General features: G+C 43.2%; 19 protein-coding genes. 14 read left to right on the forward strand and 5 right to left on the reverse strand.

What is annotated here, in order from left to right; all coding sequences use genetic code 11:
- The first annotated feature begins 83 nt into the window (after nt 1–83).
- The 4 genes from glmU (at nt 84) to FLL46_RS08890 (ending at nt 5,007) form a co-directional block, all read left to right on the forward strand.
- Nucleotides 84–1,460, forward strand: coding sequence for a bifunctional UDP-N-acetylglucosamine diphosphorylase/glucosamine-1-phosphate N-acetyltransferase GlmU (gene glmU, locus FLL46_RS08875; protein ID WP_142893127.1), 1,377 nt, complete (start codon nt 84–86; stop codon nt 1,458–1,460).
- A gap of 20 nt (nt 1,461–1,480) precedes the next feature.
- Complete coding sequence (gene glmS / locus FLL46_RS08880) at nt 1,481–3,313, forward strand: glutamine--fructose-6-phosphate transaminase (isomerizing) (protein ID WP_142893128.1); 1,833 nt, start codon at nt 1,481–1,483, stop codon at nt 3,311–3,313.
- A gap of 97 nt (nt 3,314–3,410) precedes the next feature.
- Nucleotides 3,411–4,040, forward strand: a complete 630-nt coding sequence (locus FLL46_RS08885; RefSeq protein WP_142893129.1) for a thiol:disulfide interchange protein DsbA/DsbL — start codon at nt 3,411–3,413, stop codon at nt 4,038–4,040.
- 175 nt (nt 4,041–4,215) lie between these two features.
- Nucleotides 4,216–5,007: a DUF2884 family protein gene (locus tag FLL46_RS08890; protein WP_142893130.1), complete on the forward strand. Its 792-nt coding sequence runs from the start codon at nt 4,216–4,218 to the stop codon at nt 5,005–5,007.
- Between the two features lie 56 nt (nt 5,008–5,063).
- On the opposite strand, the gene FLL46_RS26930 is transcribed toward FLL46_RS08890, so the two are convergent.
- Nucleotides 5,064–5,297, reverse strand: coding sequence for a hypothetical protein (locus tag FLL46_RS26930; RefSeq protein WP_168204070.1), 234 nt, complete (start codon nt 5,295–5,297; stop codon nt 5,064–5,066).
- Between FLL46_RS26930 and FLL46_RS08895 the strand changes: the two genes are divergently transcribed.
- Together FLL46_RS08895 and FLL46_RS08900 are read left to right on the forward strand one after the other, a co-directional pair.
- On the forward strand, nt 5,290–6,033 hold the full coding sequence (locus FLL46_RS08895; protein ID WP_246119287.1) for an ion transporter: 744 nt from the start codon (nt 5,290–5,292) through the stop codon (nt 6,031–6,033). The genes FLL46_RS26930 and FLL46_RS08895 overlap by 8 nt on opposite strands.
- 48 nt (nt 6,034–6,081) lie before the next feature.
- Nucleotides 6,082–6,945 carry a lysophospholipid acyltransferase family protein gene (locus tag FLL46_RS08900; RefSeq protein WP_142893131.1) on the forward strand — a complete coding sequence of 288 codons (864 nt, stop codon included), beginning with the start codon at nt 6,082–6,084 and terminating at the stop codon, nt 6,943–6,945.
- Between the two features lie 25 nt (nt 6,946–6,970).
- On the opposite strand, the gene FLL46_RS08905 is transcribed toward FLL46_RS08900, so the two are convergent.
- From FLL46_RS08905 to FLL46_RS08915, 3 genes are read right to left on the reverse strand one after another with little or no spacing between them, the layout of a single operon-like run.
- A complete protein-coding gene (locus tag FLL46_RS08905; RefSeq protein WP_142893132.1) occupies nt 6,971–7,438 on the reverse strand; it encodes a Smg family protein in 468 nt (155 codons plus the stop codon).
- Between the two features lie 20 nt (nt 7,439–7,458).
- Entirely contained in the window at nt 7,459–8,607 is a 1,149-nt protein-coding gene (gene dprA / locus FLL46_RS08910; RefSeq protein WP_142893133.1) for a DNA-processing protein DprA, read from the reverse strand.
- Nucleotides 8,608–8,631: 24 nt separating this feature from the next.
- A complete protein-coding gene (locus FLL46_RS08915; RefSeq protein ID WP_142893134.1) occupies nt 8,632–9,729 on the reverse strand; it encodes a LysM peptidoglycan-binding domain-containing protein in 1,098 nt (365 codons plus the stop codon).
- Nucleotides 9,730–9,909: 180 nt separating this feature from the next.
- On the opposite strand from FLL46_RS08915, the gene def reads away from it, so the two are divergent.
- From def to FLL46_RS08950, 7 genes are all read left to right on the forward strand, one after another.
- Complete coding sequence (gene def / locus FLL46_RS08920) at nt 9,910–10,419, forward strand: peptide deformylase (protein ID WP_142893135.1); 510 nt, start codon at nt 9,910–9,912, stop codon at nt 10,417–10,419.
- A 1-nt stretch (nt 10,420) separates the two neighbouring features.
- The gene (fmt, locus tag FLL46_RS08925; protein ID WP_142893136.1) at nt 10,421–11,398 is read left to right on the forward strand and encodes a methionyl-tRNA formyltransferase; all 978 of its coding nucleotides are present in this window, start codon (nt 10,421–10,423) and stop codon (nt 11,396–11,398) included.
- The gene (rsmB, locus tag FLL46_RS08930) at nt 11,364–12,731 is read left to right on the forward strand and encodes a 16S rRNA (cytosine(967)-C(5))-methyltransferase RsmB (protein ID WP_168204100.1); all 1,368 of its coding nucleotides are present in this window, start codon (nt 11,364–11,366) and stop codon (nt 12,729–12,731) included. The genes fmt and rsmB overlap by 35 nt, the downstream gene beginning before the upstream one ends.
- A 265-nt stretch (nt 12,732–12,996) precedes the next feature.
- Nucleotides 12,997–14,370 carry a Trk system potassium transporter TrkA gene (gene trkA / locus FLL46_RS08935; RefSeq protein ID WP_142893138.1) on the forward strand — a complete coding sequence of 458 codons (1,374 nt, stop codon included), beginning with the start codon at nt 12,997–12,999 and terminating at the stop codon, nt 14,368–14,370.
- Nucleotides 14,371–14,451: 81 nt separating this feature from the next.
- The gene (locus tag FLL46_RS08940) at nt 14,452–15,900 is read left to right on the forward strand and encodes a TrkH family potassium uptake protein (RefSeq protein WP_142893139.1); all 1,449 of its coding nucleotides are present in this window, start codon (nt 14,452–14,454) and stop codon (nt 15,898–15,900) included.
- A gap of 68 nt (nt 15,901–15,968) precedes the next feature.
- On the forward strand, nt 15,969–17,249 hold the full coding sequence (locus FLL46_RS08945) for a hypothetical protein (RefSeq protein ID WP_142893140.1): 1,281 nt from the start codon (nt 15,969–15,971) through the stop codon (nt 17,247–17,249).
- A 167-nt stretch (nt 17,250–17,416) separates the two neighbouring features.
- Nucleotides 17,417–17,635 carry a DUF1289 domain-containing protein gene (locus tag FLL46_RS08950; RefSeq protein ID WP_142893141.1) on the forward strand — a complete coding sequence of 73 codons (219 nt, stop codon included), beginning with the start codon at nt 17,417–17,419 and terminating at the stop codon, nt 17,633–17,635.
- 40 nt (nt 17,636–17,675) lie between these two features.
- Here the strand turns inward: FLL46_RS08950 and FLL46_RS08955 are convergent, their stop codons facing one another.
- On the reverse strand, nt 17,676–18,155 hold the full coding sequence (locus FLL46_RS08955) for an acyl-CoA thioesterase (RefSeq protein WP_142893142.1): 480 nt from the start codon (nt 18,153–18,155) through the stop codon (nt 17,676–17,678).
- Nucleotides 18,156–18,391: 236 nt separating this feature from the next.
- Between FLL46_RS08955 and FLL46_RS08960 the strand changes: the two genes are divergently transcribed.
- Complete coding sequence (locus FLL46_RS08960) at nt 18,392–18,796, forward strand: GFA family protein (RefSeq protein WP_142893143.1); 405 nt, start codon at nt 18,392–18,394, stop codon at nt 18,794–18,796.
- Nucleotides 18,797–19,117 lie beyond the last annotated feature (321 nt).

Raw genomic sequence — 19,117 nt, forward strand, 5'->3', positions numbered from 1 at the left:
CGGAACGCCTTAGAGGTTTTATTTGCCTGTCAATGTGAGTAAAATAGGTCTCTTACCTAATAACTACGGATCAATACAATAGAATGGATATCCAGGTCATAATTCTTGCTGCCGGAAAAGGTAGCCGAATGAAGTCACGACTACCTAAAGTTTTGCATCAAATAGCCGGTAAATCACTGGTACAACACGTTATTGATAGCTGTCGCTCTATGGGGGCAAACCACTGCCACCTGGTTGTCGGTCACGGTGCTGAAGCGGTTAAACAAGCAGTTGATGGTGGTCGGGTAGAACTCTCTTTTGTTGAACAAAAACAACAGCTTGGAACCGGTCATGCGGTTAAGGTTGCCCTTGATGGCTTAAAACCCGATACACCGACTTTAATCTTATATGGCGATGTTCCGCTCATTCACCATGATACATTGTCAGAATTGGTCGCTATCCATGAGTCAGATAAATCTGGAATCGCGTTAATGACCTGTTTTCTGGATGATCCCACTGGCTATGGTCGAATTACTCGAGACGCTGATGATCGAGTAACCGGAATTGTTGAGCATAAAGATGCTAGCGATGAGCAAAAGAAAATCAATGAAATCAATACTGGCATTCTTTGCTGTAATTCGAATCAGTTAACGACATGGATCAATCAGCTAAACAATGATAATGCGCAAGGCGAGTACTATCTCACTGATATTATCGCTATGGCCGTCGCTGAAGGTAATCAGGTGACAGCTATGCAACCTAAGCAGCTGTTTGAAGTGGAAGGGATTAACACGCTACGCCAATTGGCTGAATTAGAACGAGTATGGCAGTTAGAAATGGCTAAGCAACTGATGGGTGGCGGCGTGACTTTTCTTGACCCCACTCGGTTTGATTTACGCGGTACCCTGACTTGTGAGTCAGACGTGGTTATCGATATTAATTGTATTATTGAAGGCCGGGTCTGCCTACATGAAGGGGCTCGAATTGGACCCAACGTAGTTCTGAAAGATTGTGTAATTGGTGCGGGCAGCGTCATTAAAGCGAACAGTGTGATTGAAGATAGCACGGTTGACCAAGGGTGTAGCGTCGGTCCATTCGCCAGACTTCGTCCCGGGACTCATTTACGTGATGACTCTCATGTTGGCAACTTTGTCGAAATTAAGAAGTCAACTATTGGCGAAGGATCTAAAGCAGGACACCTGGCGTATATCGGCGACAGCGAAGTTGGCCGACAGGTAAACATAGGTGCGGGAACTATTACCTGCAACTATGATGGTGCAAACAAACATAAAACAATAATCGAAGATGGAGCCTTTATCGGCTCTGACACACAACTTGTTGCACCGGTGAGAATTGGCAAAAATGTTACTGTTGGCGCGGGCACGACCGTCACCAGTGATGTTGAAGATAATGCTCTTTGTACCAGAAGAGTTAAGCAGAAAAATATTACTGGTTGGAAACGACCAACCAAACAAAAATAATTCGAGGGAGATCCAATTACATGTGTGGAATAGTCGGCGCAGTCGCGCAAAGAGATATAGCCGAAATATTAGTTGAAGGGCTTAGGCGATTAGAATATCGAGGTTATGATTCTGCTGGATTAGCAGTTATTTCTAACAATCAAATTGCGCGAGTCAGACGAGTCGGAAAAGTCTCTGAATTACAAAAAGCACTTGATGAGGAGCCAGTCGATGGTAGCAGTGGTATTGCCCACACCCGATGGGCTACCCATGGAGAGCCAACTGAATCTAATGCACACCCCCACTTTTCGAATGAGCGTATTGCTGTTGTTCACAACGGTATTATTGAAAATTACGAAAACCTGAGAAGCGAATTGAAATCACAAGGTTATGTTTTTGCTTCTGATACCGATACCGAAGTAATGGCTCACTTAATCGAAAGGGAGCGCCAATCAAGCGATTCATTGTTAGATGCTGTGCTTAAAGCGACTAAATTGTTAGAAGGCGCGTATGGTACTGTTGTGATGGAGCTGGACAGCCCGGATAAGTTAGTGGTTGCTCGTTCAGGCAGTCCGCTAGTGGTTGGTAAGGGGATCGGTGAAATGTTTATTGCCTCTGATCAACTGGCGTTATTACCTGTTACGCGACAGTTTATGTTCCTTGAAGAAGGCGAAGTTGCGGAAATTAGTCGTCGTAGCGTTAAAATCCTTGCACCATCTGGTGAAGAGGTTAAAAGAGAGTTTGAAGAGTCCAGCGTTCAACACGACGCGGGCGATAAGGGCCAATTCCGTCATTTCATGATGAAAGAGATTTTCGAGCAGCCTAGTTCGATCAGCAGCACATTGGAAGGAAGACTGGCGAATGATTCCGTTATCGTGGAATCGTTCGGAAATAAAGCGCCTGAATTGTTAGCGAACGCTGAGGCGGTACAGGTCGTTGCTTGTGGAACCAGTTATCATGCCGCCATGGTCGCCAAATATTGGATTGAGTCGATGGTTGGTATCCCTTGCCAGGTAGAAATTGCCAGCGAGTACCGGTATCGAAAAACGGTTGCAGTCCCTAATTCATTGTTTATCAGCATTTCTCAGTCTGGCGAAACAGCCGATACATTGGCTGCTTTACGCATTGCGAAAGAGCAAGGGTTTATGGCGAGTCTGGCGATATGCAATGTTCCTGGCTCTTCGTTGGTTCGTGAGTCGGATATGGCATTTATGACTCGCGCTGGTGCAGAAATCGGTGTGGCTTCAACCAAAGCCTTTACCACGCAGTTAACTGGATTGCTGATGTTAGCGACGGCAATGTCACAAACCAGACAAACCATGACTGAAGCCGAAATTGCTTCTATTGTTGAGCAACTACGCCAATTACCGGCGGAAATTAACGAAGCGTTGACGATGGATCAATTGATTGAGCAGGTTGCTGAAGAGTTTACCGAAAAAGATCATTGTTTATTCCTTGGGCGCGGGGAGCAGTACCCGATTGCGATGGAAGGTGCGTTGAAGCTAAAAGAAATTTCCTACATCCACGCTGAAGCCTATGCTGCGGGGGAACTTAAACACGGTCCGTTGGCGCTTATTGACCAAGATATGCCGGTTGTTGTGGTCGCGCCAAATAATGAACTAATCGAAAAGTTAAAGTCAAATATGGAAGAAGTTCGCGCTCGCGGCGGTCAATTATATGTGTTTGCCGATGAAGCTTGTGAAATTAGTGAAAATAGCGGTATTAAATTAATTCACTGTTCAGCGAAGGGAAGCTATATTGCACCTATTATTTTTACGGTGCCGCTGCAACTGTTGTCTTACCACGTTGCGGTTATCCGTGGTACAGACGTTGACCAGCCTAGAAACCTGGCTAAGTCAGTAACTGTTGAATAGTTATTTTTCGAAAAGCTGCTTATCAATCGATGGGCGGCTTATTAAAGCCACTGGCTGTTTTAAAGTATAAGATAAGATTTTTGACCAAGAGGGTATTATGAAAAAACTGAAGAAGTTATTCGCGATTGGGGTTGCGGTTATCGCCTCTGCTTCGTGGAATGTTGCTGCTAACTCATTCGAAGCTGGCAAAGACTATGAGATCGTAGGGCCTCAAATCCAGACAGAGCCGGTTGTAGAAGAGTTTTTTAATTATGCTTGTGGTGCATGTTATGGCGCGGAACAATTTGCCACTAATCTGAAAAAAAATAATCCCGGACTGAAATTTAGAGCTGTGCCGGTGGAATTACGCCCAGCATGGAAAATATACGTTAAAGCTTATTTTATTGGTGAAAAGTTGGGCGTGTTAGAGAAAAGCCATGGCAAAATTTTTCATCGGCTTCACGTTGAAAAGAAGTTTTTTAAAGGGGAAGACGACATGAAAGAGTTTTTCCTATCTTTGGGCGTCGAATCAGATGCTTATGATAAGGTGGCAAAATCTTACTGGTTGAAAACTCAGATGCGTCTAGCAAAACAATATTCTTTCAAGAATAAAGTGGCAAGCACACCGGTTTTCCTGGTTAATAAACGCTATAAACTTAATAGTGCCGGACTTGGCTCTTATCAGCGTATGGAAGAGGCAGTGAAAGAACTGTCCGGGCTAAACAAATCGCAGGCTCCAGCTCAGTAATCAAACTCATAAAAGAGCGTGTTTATCTCAGAAACACGCTCTCTTCTTCTCCTCTGAAATAGTTTCTTACATCCTTCGCTACACAAATCCCGACTTTATCGCTATTTTAGACGACTCAATGGTTAGCGTGCAGAAATAGCTGGCGTTATAGACCATCGTTTACGGGAGGATTTCAATGAAGAAAATATTATTGACCGCAATGATTTTGGGGGCGAGCGGTATTGCCAATGCGGATTCAAATGTTTGTGAATTTTCAACGGATTTTAATATTAATATTGACGAAGACAGAGTTGTTTTTGATAAAAATAGCGGCGACGCAATAGAATTTAAAGGCGACAAGCTATTTATCAATGGCGAAGCCGCAAAATTAACCGCGAAACAAAAACGCGCGAGTGAAAAACTGCAAGCTGGTGCCAGAGCAATGGTGCCAAAAATTGCAGAAATAGCGGTGGAAGGTGCTGAGCTAGGTATCAAAGCGACAACTATCGCGCTTACTGCACTGGTAGGAGATGATCAAGGTGTTCACAGTGATCTAATTCAGCCAATCGAAGCGATTAGCAACAAAATAAAGCAAAATATTAGTGCGACAAGCTTGAATACACAGGCATTGGAAGCCTCCTTTGAGAATGCATTTGACGAAGAATTTGAGAAATTGATCGAGGTTGCCGCGACCAAGTATGCCGGAAAAATAGCAGGAAGCGTGCTGACTGCGGTGTTTTCGGGTGACCAGGAGGAGTTAAAAGATTTCGAATTTAGAATGGAGAATATGGAGCGCCAAATGGAGGAGTATGTTGAAGCTAATGCCACAGAAATCGAAGTAAAAGCTGAAGCGTTATGCGCAAATGTAGAGGCTTTGGACAAGTTTGATACCGTGCTTGAAGCTGTGGATGGATATCCTGAAGGCGGTTTGCTTCATAAAGGCGATAAAGACGGGTTTAAATTTAGTGGTATCACGTTTAACCGTTAGTTAATCAAATTGATAGATATCTCCGCTCTTTTCAATTGAGCTGTGTCAGCAATCGCTTAACTTTCATCAAGTTCAAGAAAAGCACAATCTTCTGATTGTGCTTTTTGCTGATTGTCAAGGCAACTAAAATACCAATCTACTTTTCTCACAGCCGTTTTTTGATTATTATCCGGTTCTTTTTTAAGCAACACTTTCAAGCGGAGTTTAGCGATTTTGTGGACCCAATTCTTGACCAAACTGGAAAAAATTAACCAAAGCAAGATATTCCAGGTATCTGTTGTTTTGGTCATTGTTTTTTCTGCTCTTTCAATCGGTGCTAAAACACACAATTTGCCTGTAGAATACATTCAGGCGCTAGTGATCGCCGATGTGGCAATTACCGTTTTTTTTGCGATTGAAATTATTATTCGTTATTTAGCGACCAATAACGCTAAGAAGTTTTTTTCCAGCGGCTGGAATATTTTTGATACCGCCATTGTTATCGGTAGTCTGATTCCGGCTGGTGGTTCGGGTGTGCTCTTAGCTAGATTGTTAAGAGTTTTCAGGGTTTTGCGTCTGGTTTCAATGATTCCAGAATTAAGAATATTGATTAACGCATTACTTAAAGCGATCCCTCGAATGGGATATATAGCGCTGCTAATGTTCGTTATTTTCTACATTTACGCCGCTATTGGTAGTATTCTTTTTGAAAATATCAATCAAAAGCTATGGGGTGATGTTTCTATTTCAATGCTGACGCTTTTCCGAGTCGCGACCTTTGAAGACTGGACTGACGTGATGTATGAAACAATGGATGTCTATCCATTTAGCTGGATCTTTTATTTGAGCTTTATCTTCTTAACTGCGTTTATTTTCCTGAATATGATGGTTGGCACAGTATTGGAAGTTATGGGTAGCGAGCACGAGCGGTACCGCGCTGAGAGCCATGGTGAGACTGAGGAAGGCGGTGAGCCGGCAAGTAGAGCGCAAATTGAGCAATTACAAAAAGAGTTGGCTGAAATAAAGCAACTCATCAGCAGGCGGTGAATTTTGGCTTATCGAGATAGAACAAGCACCCGAATTAAGGGTGCAATAATGAAAGTTGTTCTGGTGTGCTCGTACCGCCTGCCGCGAATGATTGTAACTGGCCTAAGCCGGTTTTTTGCCTATGCAGGATATTGGCTTAACAGCAAAAATAGTCAAACCGTGTTGACCAACCTGAAGCTTTGTTTCCCTGCGCTTGAGAAGCGAGAGAGACGCACTTTAGCCCGTCAGGTTGTGGCGGAAAGTGCGTTAATGTATGGCGAAGTCGTTGATGCATGGATGGGAAGCAAGCAAGAGATTGAATCGAAAATCTTCGAAATTAACGGACAGAACATACTGGAAGAATGCCGGCAGGCAGAGAAACCAATAATTGTAGCCGTTCCTCACATTGGTAACTGGGAATATTTCTGGCACTGGTTGCAATTGAATTACACAGCGATTTCCATGTATAGCCCGGCGAAGTTTGATTTGTTGGATGAGGTGATGTTTAAGGCAAGAACCAAGTTTGGCGGAAAACCTTTTGCCACAGATCCTAAAGGTATTATGGGGTTGTTAAGAGCGTTAAAAAAAGGCGGAATTATGATGATCCTGCCTGATCAGGCGCCGCGAGAAGGTGCCGGAGTTTATACCCCCTTTTTTGGTTATCCTGCTTATACCATGACGTTGTTGCATAAATTTATTGGCAAGACCGGCGCTCAGTTGCTTTTCGGCAGCTGTATAAGATTAAAAGATGGTAAGGGTTTTTCAATTAATATTGAGAAAGCTGACTTTCCGTTCGAAAAAAGAGAAATTGACCCATTCAATCTCGCAATGAATCAGCAAATTGAAAAGATCATTGAACGAAATCCAGAACAATATCAATGGAGTTACAAGCGTTTTAAGCGCCAATCAAATGGAATAACGCCGTATCAGTAATCTGAGTTTGAGAGCAATTGTTTCTTTAGTGGAAACAGGCATCCATGTTTTCCAACCACACTGCAGCACCCTGCTTCCCCGGTAGGTTGAATAGAACCATCATGACGACCCACTTTAACTGGTCGAGATCTACCGGTTTACTTGATTCTAATGCAAGCACGCGATCAATGACGGCTTCCCGGCTATGTGGATCGAGTACACCGACCTGTTCCAGAAAATACATAAAACCACGACATTCTGTGGATAAAAAATGCTGTTCGTAAGGGTGATAAACGCGAGTGTTTTGTTGACTAGACTCAATTGGTGCGAAATTATCAGAACTGGTATCAACCAGACCATCCAGCCAACTAAGCGCAGAGTCTATTTCAATACTTTTAAATCCGACTTCTTCAAGTTCACTCACCAGTTCTTGAGCTCTTTCTACTGGCACAATTTCGTCGTCTTGAAATCTCTCGAAGATATAGAGTAGTACATCAAGTACTCCTGCTTTCATTCATTTTCCCCAAAAAGGTATTATTGACGGATATAACCGCCTGCGCTGTTAATAATCCAGCCTTCTAATTCTAACAACAGTAGTTTATTGGTCACAGCTTCCACTGTCAATTGGCTACGAACCACGATAGTGTCCAGACTGGTTATGTCATAATCGATCAACTTAAGAAATTCTGCATCTTCCTGGCTGAGTGCGGCCCTGCTATGCTGTTGTGAGCGATCGATTTGCCCCTTCGCGATACAGGGTAAATCTTCAATAATATCTTCTACAGATTCGACGAGCTTTGCGCCTTGCTTTATCAGTTTATGGCAGCCTTTGGCGAGCGAATTATGGATTGAGCCGGGAATTGCAAACACATCTCTCCCCTCATCAACTGAACATCGTGCGGTAATTAAGGTACCGCTTTTTTCCGCCGCTTCAACAACCAAAGTTCCAAGGGACAAGCCAGCAATAATTCGATTTCGTTGTGGAAAACTTCCTCTATCGAAAGGTTCCATTGGCATTTTTTCTGAAATTAATAGCCCTCTTTCCGCTATTTGATGGGCAAGTTCTCGGTGGTGCGCCGGGTACACTCGGTTAAGTCCAGTGCCCATGACCGCTATGGTGTGGCCATCGGCTGCAAGTGCTGCTCGATGTGCCTCTCCGTCAATACCGGTCGCAAGGCCGCTAGTAATTGTTAATCCGTGTTCACAGAGCGCTTTGCAAAAAGACTGTGTATTCGACAAACCTTGAGCCGTTGGTTGCCGAGATCCCACCACCCCAATCTGAGGAGACAAAAGCAACTCGGGGTTACCGAGGGCAAAAAGTAATAATGGTGGCGTAGCGGTTTCGGCAAGTAAGGGTGGGTAATAGGCTGAATTTAATGGAATGATGTGACGATCTGACGAGTCCGACCAACTAAGTGCTGTTTCTAAGGCGTCAAAGTTAAAGCTTAGTATTTGGTTAACAACTGATGATTTTAAACCCGCCTGTATCAGCTGCTCCTTACTGGCATCGAAAATAGCTTGTGCTGTGTGAAAGTGATTCAGGAGTTTATGGGCGCTGATGATGCCAACGCCCTTGAGGTTTTTTAACGCGAGTAAATAACCAATTTCATTGCTACTTTTCTGAGTTTTTTGATTTTTTATCGATTTTTGAGTTAATTGTTCAGAACTTTTAACTGAGTGCATTCCCTGCTTTTGTTCCTGTGTTTATCAATACGGCATCTTTACCTTATCATAAACGTGGATGGTTTTTTCTGCTTTTAGCACTAAACCTAAGCTAACCTTTTCAAAAGTTCTAAAGATCATGAGCCTGCCCGCTAACTCGTCGGGTAACTTAACTTCTTGCTTAGTATTGGTGATTGACTCCTTAAATTTAGTCAGAGCACTAACAGAATCATCTTCCTGACGTCTTTTAGTCGCAATGTCATCGACAATTGTCTCACCTTTTTTGTATATTGAAAGCACGTGGCCAACTTCCATCATTTCTCTCTCGCCACGATTAATGACCACAACATCGTATTGCCCTATCTGCTGCACGCCACCGTAAACAGAAATTATTTGCCCGCCATCGAATGATTTCGGTGAATGAGGAAAATAAACAGGTCGTAATTGTTCTTCATTAGTTGGCCAGGCTCTGTCACCGCGTCGTAACTCCTGTACCGACTTTTTCAGCCGCATTACTGACGGGTCGCCAGAAACCTCTTTTAAGCCCTCGGCAATATGAATGGCCTCTATACCTAGCATTTCGCCGGTTTCAGGATCGATGTAGGGATCGCCTTTGCGAAAGAAGGTATATTTTTGTGCGGCTTCGTCCAGGATCCCTCGAACGTAAACTTTGTTATTTTCAGCCGCTAGTAAGCGGTCACTATCGCTACCCACTACATAAGGAGAGTCTTCGATTTGAGACTCGGAGACAACTTGTGCTGAGGTCAGAAAGGGTAAGATTGCATCTAGTGGTAATGTGGAGATAGCTGAATCAGCAGACAGCTCCCTCGCCTTCGGTCTTAACTTAATAGTTCCGTTTGGCAAACGATTGGTTTTGGTAATTCTTGGCTGGCCATCAACATAAACCAGAGCGATAATATCCCCTGGAAAAATTAGATGCGGGTTATCAACCTGGTTGTTAACATGCCAGATTTCCGGCCATAACCAGGGAGTATCCAGGAATTTTTCGGAGATATCCCACAAAGTGTCGCCGGGCTGCACAATATGAAATTCTGGATGATTTTGTTTTAATTCGGCGGCGCTACTGAACCAAGCGGATAAGCTGAGCAGTGTCGACAAAATGCCAATGGTGAGTTTTTTCATTGCGCTTTCCCTTATCTAGGTGGGCCCATTGTTAATTTTTGCTCTCTGTAAGCCATTTTAGCCTAAAATCAGTTAAAAAGACTAGTTTGTTAAAATGGTGTATTCATAGCAAATTTTCCAGTATGATCATTATCTTAGCAGTATTACTTATGAATTTACTAGAACTTACGTCACAGAGTTATGTCAACATTAGAAATTCTTGAATATCCAGACCCTCGTTTACGCACCAAAGCGAAACCGGTTACTGATTTTGGTGCGAGCTTACAAAAGCAGATCGATGACATGTTCGAAACCATGTATGCTGCGCCTGGAATTGGCCTGGCCGCTACTCAGGTGGACATTCACAAGACCCTCTTTGTCATTGATGTTTCTGAAAATAATGACAATCCGCTAACATTCATTAACCCTGAAATTGTTGAGTTGCGGGGTGTAGAAGAAATGGAGGAAGGTTGCCTTTCATTTCCAGGGATCTACGCCAAGGTTGAAAGAGCCGATGAGGTGACAATTAAAGCACTGGACCGGAATGGTGAGCCATTTGAGCTCGATGCAGACGGTTTACTGGCTGTGTGTATTCAGCACGAACTCGATCATACGCAGGGAAAATTATTTGTCGATTATTTATCGCCATTAAAACGCCAGCGTATCCGCAAAAAACTCGAAAAAGAACATAAGGCTAGAAACCGCGCCTGAAATGAATAACCATCCGTTAAAAATAATTTTTGCCGGTACGCCGGATTTTGCCGCCAGCGCGCTAAAAGCTTTGCTTGAACAAGGACACGATATTTGTGCCGTCTATTGTCAACCAGACAGGCCTAGCGGCCGCGGTAAAAAATTAATTGCCGGACCTGTGAAGCAACTCGCGCTAGGCCACAATATTCCAGTCGAACAACCGCTAAACTTTAAGCAAGAGTCCAGTGTTGAGCAATTGGCAAGTTATCAGGCCGACTTGATGGTCGTGGTGGCGTATGGGCTTTTGCTGCCCCAAGCTGTTTTAGATACGCCCCGATATGGATGCGTTAATATCCATGGCTCAATACTGCCCCGTTGGCGAGGTGCTGCGCCCATTCAAAGAGCGATTGAGCATGGCGACGATGAATCCGGCATTACAATTATGCAGATGGATAAGGGACTGGATACAGGGAATATGCTGCTAAAACTGAATTGTCCGATTGAAGATAAGGAAACCGGCAGCAGTTTGCACGATAAGTTGGCTGTGCTCGGCGGTCAGGCAATTAATCAATATTTGACGGACTTTAATCCATCGAAATTCGACGCTTCGAATTATGGAGAAGTTCAGGATGATACTCTCGCCTGTTATGCCCATAAGTTGTCAAAACAAGAAGCCGAAATTGACTGGTCTGAGGGCGCCGAGCAAATTGAGCGCAGAATCAGAGCCTTTAATGGCTGGCCGGTTTGTTTCACAAGTGTTAATAATAAACGATTGAGAGTTTGGCAAGCGCAACCTGGAATAAAACCAGAAACGGAGCAAACTCCGGGCACAGTAACAGGTTTTTCAAAAAACGGCATAGAAGTTGTGTGTGGTGACCAGAAAACACTTTTACTGACACATCTTCAACCTGATGGCAGTAAGAAGATGGACGCCGCCGCCCTGCTTAATTCTCGTAAAGAATGGTTTGAAAACAGTCCGGTTCTGGGAAGTCGTGGCTGATCCGCGTTTAGTGGCGCTAGGCTGGCTAATCAGAGTCCACGAGGGTCGTTCTGTTAACGATTTGTTGGCAAACAGTAGTCAATCTCCTGGTTCAGACAGGCATCCAGCCAACCAGTTATCTCCTCAGCAAAAAGCCCAGGCAAAACAGATACTCTATGGCTGTTTGCGCTATTATCATCAGCTTAAAACCATTGCTGAAAATTTGTTGGCAAAACCATTTAAAGACAAAGATCTCGATTTGTTGCTAGTGGTAGTCACCGGTCTTTATCAACTTAAATATTTATCAACACCCGATCACGCGGCCATTTCTGAGTCAGTTGAGTTAACTCGAAAACTTAAAAAGAAATGGGCGAGCGGCGTGATAAACGGTGTTTTGCGCCGATATCAGCGAGAAAAGGATGAGATCGAAGATTCCTTGAGCAAATCGCTGCAATTTCAATTTTCCCACCCTGGCTGGATTATTAAAAAATTACGTCAGGACTGGCCGTCTCGCGCCGAAGATATTTTGTCGCAAAATAATCAACATGCGCCAATGATTTTGCGTGTTAATACACAAGTTATTTCTCAGAAAGACTATCTTTCGCAACTGACAGAAAATAATTATCAGGCATCTCCCCATCCTGTCGCAGCAGATGCTGTGGTGCTGGAAAAAGCATCTGATGTTTTTTCACTGCCGCTATTTCAATCGGGCGGTGTTACCGTTCAAGATGCGGCACCACAACTTGCGGTTGAATTGTTGCAACTCGACGAGAACCTTCGAGCGTTGGACGCGTGCGCCGCGCCAGGCGGAAAAACCGGCCATATTATGCAGCGTCAGCCAAATCTTGAGTTAACGGCTGTCGAGTTGTCGCCAAGGCGTGCACAAAAAATTCAAGAAACCCTTGAGCGACTTTATCCTGCTCAGAGTTGTCATCTTATTTGTGCCGATGTCACCGAGGTCGAAGATTGGTGGGACGGGCAACTGTACGATCGAATTTTATTGGATGTTCCCTGCTCGGCGAGCGGTGTGATCCGACGTAACCCGGATATTAAAATACACCGTAAAACTACTGATATTCAGCCACTAGTTGAAATACAGTCAAAAATACTCGATAAAACATGGGAATTGCTTAAGCCCGGCGGCATATTGGTTTATGCCACCTGCTCGGTGTTTAAACAGGAAAACGATGCACAAATTGCTGCTTTTACCAAGAGAAATGAAGTCGAGTTTGTTTCACTACCCAATAAGATAGAGAAAAAACTGAATAACGAGGCTGAGTTCGGCTATCAGATTTTTCCCGGAGAAGCGCAAATGGACGGGTTTTACCTGTGTGGTTTGAAAAAGCCTGGTTAAAAAACTCTTCTAATTCCTTGTTTACTGGTAAGTCGTTGTAAATAATAATTAAATGGGCTGGTTGATTTTTTGGGGACGAGGTTGTTGATTGTTGGTGAATCTTAACGCTTGTGGCTAAAATAAGCTCACTGTTGAAAGGAATGCAATAAAATGATTTCAGTAGCGATTTATCAAGAAAGATGATTACTCGACAAGATCATTTACCAATGAGCGACAGTCTCAAAATTAGTGAGCAGGAACAGCCTGATCCAGGCATAGAGAAACAATGAAAATAATTATCTTAGGTGCAGGACAAGTTGGTGGAACCCTTGCAATCAGCTTAGCTGGTGAAGATAACGATATCACCCTGGTTGATACCAATCCCAAAAAACTTAGAGCATTACAGGACCACCTCGACCTCCGAACCATTGTGGGCTATGGCGCTCATCCGCAAATTCTGCGTCAAGCAGGCGCTGAGGATGCAGATATGGTAATCGCGGTAACCAACAGTGATGAGACCAATATGATTGCCTGCCAGGTTGCCTATTCGATTTTCAACACTCCGACCAAAATAGCGCGCGTACGTAGTGCAGAATATTTAAAAGAGAAAAAGCTGTTCGACGCGAAAAATTTGCCAGTCGATGTTGTCATTAGTCCTGAGCAACTGGTAGTTAAATATATCAGACGATTGGTTGAAAACCCGGGGGCGCTGCAAGTCGTTGATTTTGCTGACGGGTTAGTCAGGTTGGTGGCGGTAAAGGCCTACTACGGTGGATTACTGGTGGGAAATGCCCTCTCCGCGTTAAAAGATCACATGCCGAACATCGAAACCCGCGTTGCCGCCATTTTTCGTCGCGGTCGTGCGATTATGCCGACGGGCGATACAGTTATTGAGGCCGATGATGAAGTCTTTTTTATTGCTGCCAGTCATCATATTCGTCAGGTGATGGGTGAACTGCAAAAGCTTGAAAATCCTTATAAAAGAATCATGATTGCCGGTGGCGGAAATATCGGCCAGGGCTTAGCGAAATCCCTTGAAGATACTTATCACGTCAAGTTATTGGAAGCTGATCCCAAGAAAGCCCATTCAATCAGTGATGGACTGGAGAACACGATTGTTCTTCAAGGCGATGCCAGTAATCAGGAATTGTTGCTCGATGAAAATATTGATCATATGGACGTGTTTATTGCCGTCACCAATAAAGACGAAGCCAATATTATGTCGGCGATGCTGGCGAAAAAATTAGGTGTACGAAAAACCATGGTGCTCATTAATCGCACTGCTTATATCGATTTACTTCAGGGTAATGAAGTTGATATTGCGATTTCGCCACAACAAACTACAACTAGTAGTTTGCTAACGCATATTCGTCGTGGTGATGTTGCCAACGTGTATACTTTGCGACGTGGAGCGGCTGAAGCGATGGAAGCGGTTGCCCACGGTACCGAAGAAACTTCCAAGGTTGTGGGCAGAGCTATTGGTGATATCGAACTTCCCAGAGGGACCACAATCGCGGCAATTGTGCGTGATGATAAGGTTATAATTGCTCATCATAATATTGTTATTCAGAGTAATGACCATGTGATTTTATTTTTGGTTGGTAAAAAATATGTACGTGATGTTGAGCAGCTGTTCCAGGTGGATTTAACATTTTTCTAATTTGCCAAGACAGCCGATTTTTAACCAACAGTTCCTTATCAATAAAAAGTGTTCAACAAGAGATAAGCTTCAAATAAAAATATGCAAAGCCAGTTAATAATAAGAATCCTCGGTATTTTGTTGATGATTTTCAGCGTCACCATGATACCACCTATGGGTGTGGCAGTGTTGTACAAGGATGGTGGTGGCCTTGCATTTTTTCTCGGTTTTCTGATCAGCTTATTAACCGGCCTGGTGCTTTTTCTCCCTCGAAAAAAGTTACGCGGCGAGTTGAGGATCAGAGATGGTTTTTTGGTCGTCGTGCTTTTTTGGGCGGTGTTGAGTTTATTTGGTGCCATACCGCTTTACTTAAGTGACATTAACAACCTTGGAATAGCTGATGTGGTTTTTGAATCCTTTTCGGGATTAACCACAACCGGCGCAACGGTAATTGTTGGGCTAGACGACCTTTCCCATTCTGTCTTGTTTTATCGACAACAGCTCCAATGGTTGGGGGGCATGGGGATCATTGTACTCGCGGTCGCTATTTTACCCATGCTTGGTATTGGGGGAATGCAGCTTTATCGTGCGGAAACTCCCGGGCCGGTCAAAGACTCAAAATTAACGCCCAGAATTGCCGGAACGGCTAAGGCACTCTGGTTTATTTACCTCGGATTAACCATTATTTGCGCGCTCAGTTATTGGGGCGCAGGTATGTCGATGTTCGATGCAATTAGCCATAGTTTTTCTACCGTTGCAATCGGCGGCTTTTCTACTCACGACCAAAGTATCGGATGGTTCGACAGTTCAAGAATTGAAATGATTTGCACCATATTTATGTTAATCAGCGGTGTAAATTTTTCACTACACTTTGCTTCTGTTCGCGGATTAACGATTGAGCCTTATACGCGCGATCCCGAATTTAAAGTTTATATCACTATAATTATCACAGTCAGTTTAATTGCGCTATTGGTATTAATTTTCCAGGCTAACTTTGAATTTTCTAAAGCTTTTAGAAACGCCATATTTCACACCGTATCAATTGCCACAACAACCGGCTTTTCTACTGACAACTTTTCTCAATGGCCGTTGTTCCTTCCCGTGTTATTGATATTTGCCAGTTTCATCGGTGGGTGCGCAGGTTCTACCGGCGGTGGGATGAAAGTCATCCGGTTTTTGTTGTTGTTTAAACAAGGTGCAAGAGAAATTAAAAAGCTGATTCATCCTAGTGCAATCTTCAAAATTCGAGTTGGTAGCTCATCTTTACCCGAAAGTATTATTGAAGCAGTGTGGGGATTTTTCGCAACTTATGTCGCGTTGTTTTTTATCTTTATGTTAATTTTGATGGCCGATGGGCTCGATCAGGTTACCGCATTTTCTGCTGTGGCGGCGTGTATGAATAATCTGGGTCCTGGGCTGGGTGAAGTTGCTAACAATTACTCCAGCTTAAGCGATTTGTCTAAGTGGGTATTGGCGATTTCAATGTTGTTCGGTCGTTTGGAAATTTTTACATTGTTAGTATTGTTTACCCCCGATTTCTGGCGCAGTTAGTTGGGCTATTGAAATTGAGGCACGCTATTAAAAAAATAGCGTGCACGAAAATTATTCAGAGAAATAAAATGAAAAAAATAAAGTTGATTGTCATTTCCCTATTCCTGTTAAATTTAAATACTTTTGCTTCTTCGGCAGTTGTTGACGAAGTGGCTGAGCAATACGTCAAGTTGGTGTTAGCCATGGGTCAGCACGATAGCAATTATGTTGACGCTTATTATGGGCCGGAAAAGTGGCGCGAAGAGGCGGCAAAAGCGCCAATGGACTTAAAAAAAATTGTCATTGCGGCCAAGTCATTACAAGACGTCTTAACTCGCGAGCAGAAAAAAAATGATACTGTGCCATTGAGGTTTGCTTATCTGAACACTCAGCTCGGGTCTCTTGCGGCCAGAGCATTAATGTTAATTGGCAATGTTAAGTATAATTTTGACCAGGAAAGTAAGGCACTTTATGACACTCAACCACCGCAATACGAATGGTCTGAATTTCAGAAAGTCCTCGATGAGTTAGATAAACTTCTGCCAGGTGAGAAACCCTTGGCGGAAAAGATCAATGCTTTTCGCAGTCAATTTGTTATTCCAGAGGACAAGTTAAAAGCTGTGTTTGACGCGGCAATAAAAGCATGCCGAGAGAGAACCAAAATTTATGTTGAGTTACTTGGTAATGAAACCTTTACGCTGGAGTTTGTGAAAGATAAGCCCTGGAGTGGTTACAACTGGTATAAAGGTAATGGTTTCTCTCTCATTCAGGTTAACACCGAGTTACCGATTGAAATATCGCGCGCGGTTGATTTGGGTTGCCACGAAGGTTATCCGGGACACCATACTTATAATGGCTTGCTGGAAGCTAATTTGGTAAAAAAGCGAGGTTGGGTCGAGTTTTCCGTTTACCCTCTTTTTAGTCCACAGTCGCTTATTGCCGAAGGAAGCGCTAACTATGGCGTGGATATGGCATTTCCCGGCGATGAGAAAAAACTGTTTGAAAAAAAGCTGCTTTTTCCGCTGGCGGGACTCAATCCTGAGCTGGCGGATCAATATGCGCAAGTCACGCAGCTAACCGGAAAGCTGGACTATGCGATTAATGAAGTAGCGAGATCCTATAGAAACGGAAAAATTGACGCCGACAAAGCGCAGGAAATGTTGCAAAAGTATGCACTGATGAGCCCGGAAAAAGCAAAGCAGAGAGTCCGTTTTATTGATAGTTATGGTGCCTATGTGATTAATTATAATTGGGGAAAAGAGCTGGTTAAAAATTGGGTCGAGGCCGGTCCGGACCAAAGCCCTATTGGACGTTGGAAGCGGTTTGCGAAATTATTGTCATCGCCGCGGTTACCTTCAACTTTGAACTGATTTCGTTGTATTGATTGGCAATTATTGCTATTCGGTCGGAATATGGCAGCAGATTGCCTGAATCTTGATATAATAACTCACTAAAGATCACCAACTTGCAGCCAGACTTATCGCCAAGTCGAACTTGGTGAAAAGATGTTTGAGAAGAGAGTACGAGAAAGCTAGCTATGAATAACCAGGATGCAACCCCAATCACCTCCCCTTGTATTAGTCAGTGTTGCCTGGACGAAGAAGATATTTGTGTTGGGTGTTTTCGTCATATTGATGAGATAACCGGCTGGCATGGCGCCGATAACCAGCGTCGTCAAGAAATACTTGATAACACCGCGAAGCGGAAACTGGCTAAAGACGCGTCAATTTCAAATAAGATGGGTGGTCTTTCCTAAATTCGATAATTTACCGGCGACCGTATTAGTGAGCCTGTTTTTAAAGCTGCTTAAGCATTTCCTCCCGTTTCTTTGCTGACTCTCTGATAATAAGTGCTTTTTTGTGATCTTTTTCGTCCTCGGGTAGTAGTTCCAGTAACGGGACTATCGTTGGCTGTCTTTGATAGTCAAATGCAACAAAAGTTAAAAAAGCGCTCACACATTTCATTAACCCACCATTGCCATCATCTCGGTAAACATCGGATTTAACCGTCAGTGAAGTTGAGCCCACTGCAACGACTTTTGCCGTTGTCTTTATGTTGTCGCCAACCATTATTGGCTTGGCGAAATGAACTGCTTCTACTGTCACTGTTGAAACTTGGTGCTCACTAAATCGCTTCGCGGCCATCGCTGCGGTGGTATCCATTATCGCTAAGACATCACCACCAAACATATTACCGCTTGGGTTGGCCTGATTTGGAAACACAAGATTCCAGTTAACCATTTGTTCTGCTTGCTTAGTTTTTCGCTTAATACTCATTGAATCACGACGCCCTATTTTAAACGGTAAAATTTGAGTGACTAAAAGTAAATAACCAGAGTTCTTATGTAAGAACTCTGGTTAAGTATATCTTTAAGAGGTGAAACAACAAAATATCTACAAGGAATCTATGGTTTAATGATTGTTATATGGCGTGCCAGATTATGGTGAATTGACAGATGTGTTGTGAGCGTATTCAATAGACAGACCTATCGTTTTTAAATTGGAGAAAGCTAATGAATTCTGGAAAGTGTCAATGTGGTGCTATTGGGTTTACGATTGATTTGCCTGAGCGACTGTCAAATTATTCTCCCAGGCAATGTGACTGTGATTTTTGTACAAGTCGTCATATTAGTTATGTTTCCGACCCGAAAGGTAAAATTATTCTTAAGTGTGGCCACTCAAAATTAGTTTTGAAGCAAGGCGATGAGCAAGCCGATTTTATCGGCTGTAGCAATTGTGAAAGTATTGTTGCCGTGATCTATCAGTCAGGTCAGAGTGTTAAAGGTGCTATCAATAGCACGATGCTCGATCGTCAAAATGAGCTCGGAGAGCCTCAAGTCGTTTCACCAAAAAAACTAACCGCTGAGCAGAAAGTATCGCGTTGGAAAACGCTTTGGTGTGAAGTTATTTTTGAATAATCAGAGAAGACAATTGTCGAAAAAAAACACAGAATTAGTGGCACTTTTTGTTGGACAAAACGGCACTTTTTTAGTATAATTGCTGTCGTTGTTTGAGGTGATTTCCTACACGACTTTTCTGTCTAAACCATCTCGAATTCAAACGGAGTTTTTCTTATGAATTCTTTCTTTTTCCCAAAAAAATATTTTTTTAAAACCAGCCGCTTTAAAACTTTCATTTTATCTTTAGATTCGTCAGGTAAAAGATATTTCAATCCAGCCTTTCGAGGTTGCTAGCTCCTCAGATTTTATTTTTCTTGTAGTAATTTTTAATTCAATCTC

Source organism: Aliikangiella coralliicola, assembly GCF_007004725.1.
Classification (GTDB): Bacteria; Pseudomonadota; Gammaproteobacteria; order Enterobacterales; family Kangiellaceae; genus Aliikangiella; species Aliikangiella coralliicola.

Bases quoted from the DNA above. Each gene is read 5' to 3' on its own strand.
- FLL46_RS08900 (WP_142893131.1), top strand. From the start codon at position 6,082: ATGAAAGTTGTTCTGGTGTGCTCGTACCGCCTGCCGCGAATGATTGTA.
- trkA (WP_142893138.1), top strand. From the start codon at position 12,997: ATGAAAATAATTATCTTAGGTGCAGGACAAGTTGGTGGAACCCTTGCA.
- dprA (WP_142893133.1), bottom strand. From the start codon at position 8,607: ATGCACTCAGTTAAAAGTTCTGAACAATTAACTCAAAAATCGATAAAA.
- glmU (WP_142893127.1), top strand. From the start codon at position 84: ATGGATATCCAGGTCATAATTCTTGCTGCCGGAAAAGGTAGCCGAATG.
- FLL46_RS26930 (WP_168204070.1), bottom strand. From the start codon at position 5,297: ATGACCAAAACAACAGATACCTGGAATATCTTGCTTTGGTTAATTTTT.
- def (WP_142893135.1), top strand. From the start codon at position 9,910: ATGTCAACATTAGAAATTCTTGAATATCCAGACCCTCGTTTACGCACC.
- glmS (WP_142893128.1), top strand. From the start codon at position 1,481: ATGTGTGGAATAGTCGGCGCAGTCGCGCAAAGAGATATAGCCGAAATA.
- FLL46_RS08945 (WP_142893140.1), top strand. From the start codon at position 15,969: ATGAAAAAAATAAAGTTGATTGTCATTTCCCTATTCCTGTTAAATTTA.
- fmt (WP_142893136.1), top strand. From the start codon at position 10,421: ATGAATAACCATCCGTTAAAAATAATTTTTGCCGGTACGCCGGATTTT.
- FLL46_RS08960 (WP_142893143.1), top strand. From the start codon at position 18,392: ATGAATTCTGGAAAGTGTCAATGTGGTGCTATTGGGTTTACGATTGAT.
- FLL46_RS08940 (WP_142893139.1), top strand. From the start codon at position 14,452: ATGCAAAGCCAGTTAATAATAAGAATCCTCGGTATTTTGTTGATGATT.
- FLL46_RS08905 (WP_142893132.1), bottom strand. From the start codon at position 7,438: ATGAAAGCAGGAGTACTTGATGTACTACTCTATATCTTCGAGAGATTT.
- FLL46_RS08950 (WP_142893141.1), top strand. From the start codon at position 17,417: ATGAATAACCAGGATGCAACCCCAATCACCTCCCCTTGTATTAGTCAG.
- FLL46_RS08955 (WP_142893142.1), bottom strand. From the start codon at position 18,155: ATGAGTATTAAGCGAAAAACTAAGCAAGCAGAACAAATGGTTAACTGG.
- FLL46_RS08890 (WP_142893130.1), top strand. From the start codon at position 4,216: ATGAAGAAAATATTATTGACCGCAATGATTTTGGGGGCGAGCGGTATT.
- FLL46_RS08915 (WP_142893134.1), bottom strand. From the start codon at position 9,729: ATGAAAAAACTCACCATTGGCATTTTGTCGACACTGCTCAGCTTATCC.
- FLL46_RS08885 (WP_142893129.1), top strand. From the start codon at position 3,411: ATGAAAAAACTGAAGAAGTTATTCGCGATTGGGGTTGCGGTTATCGCC.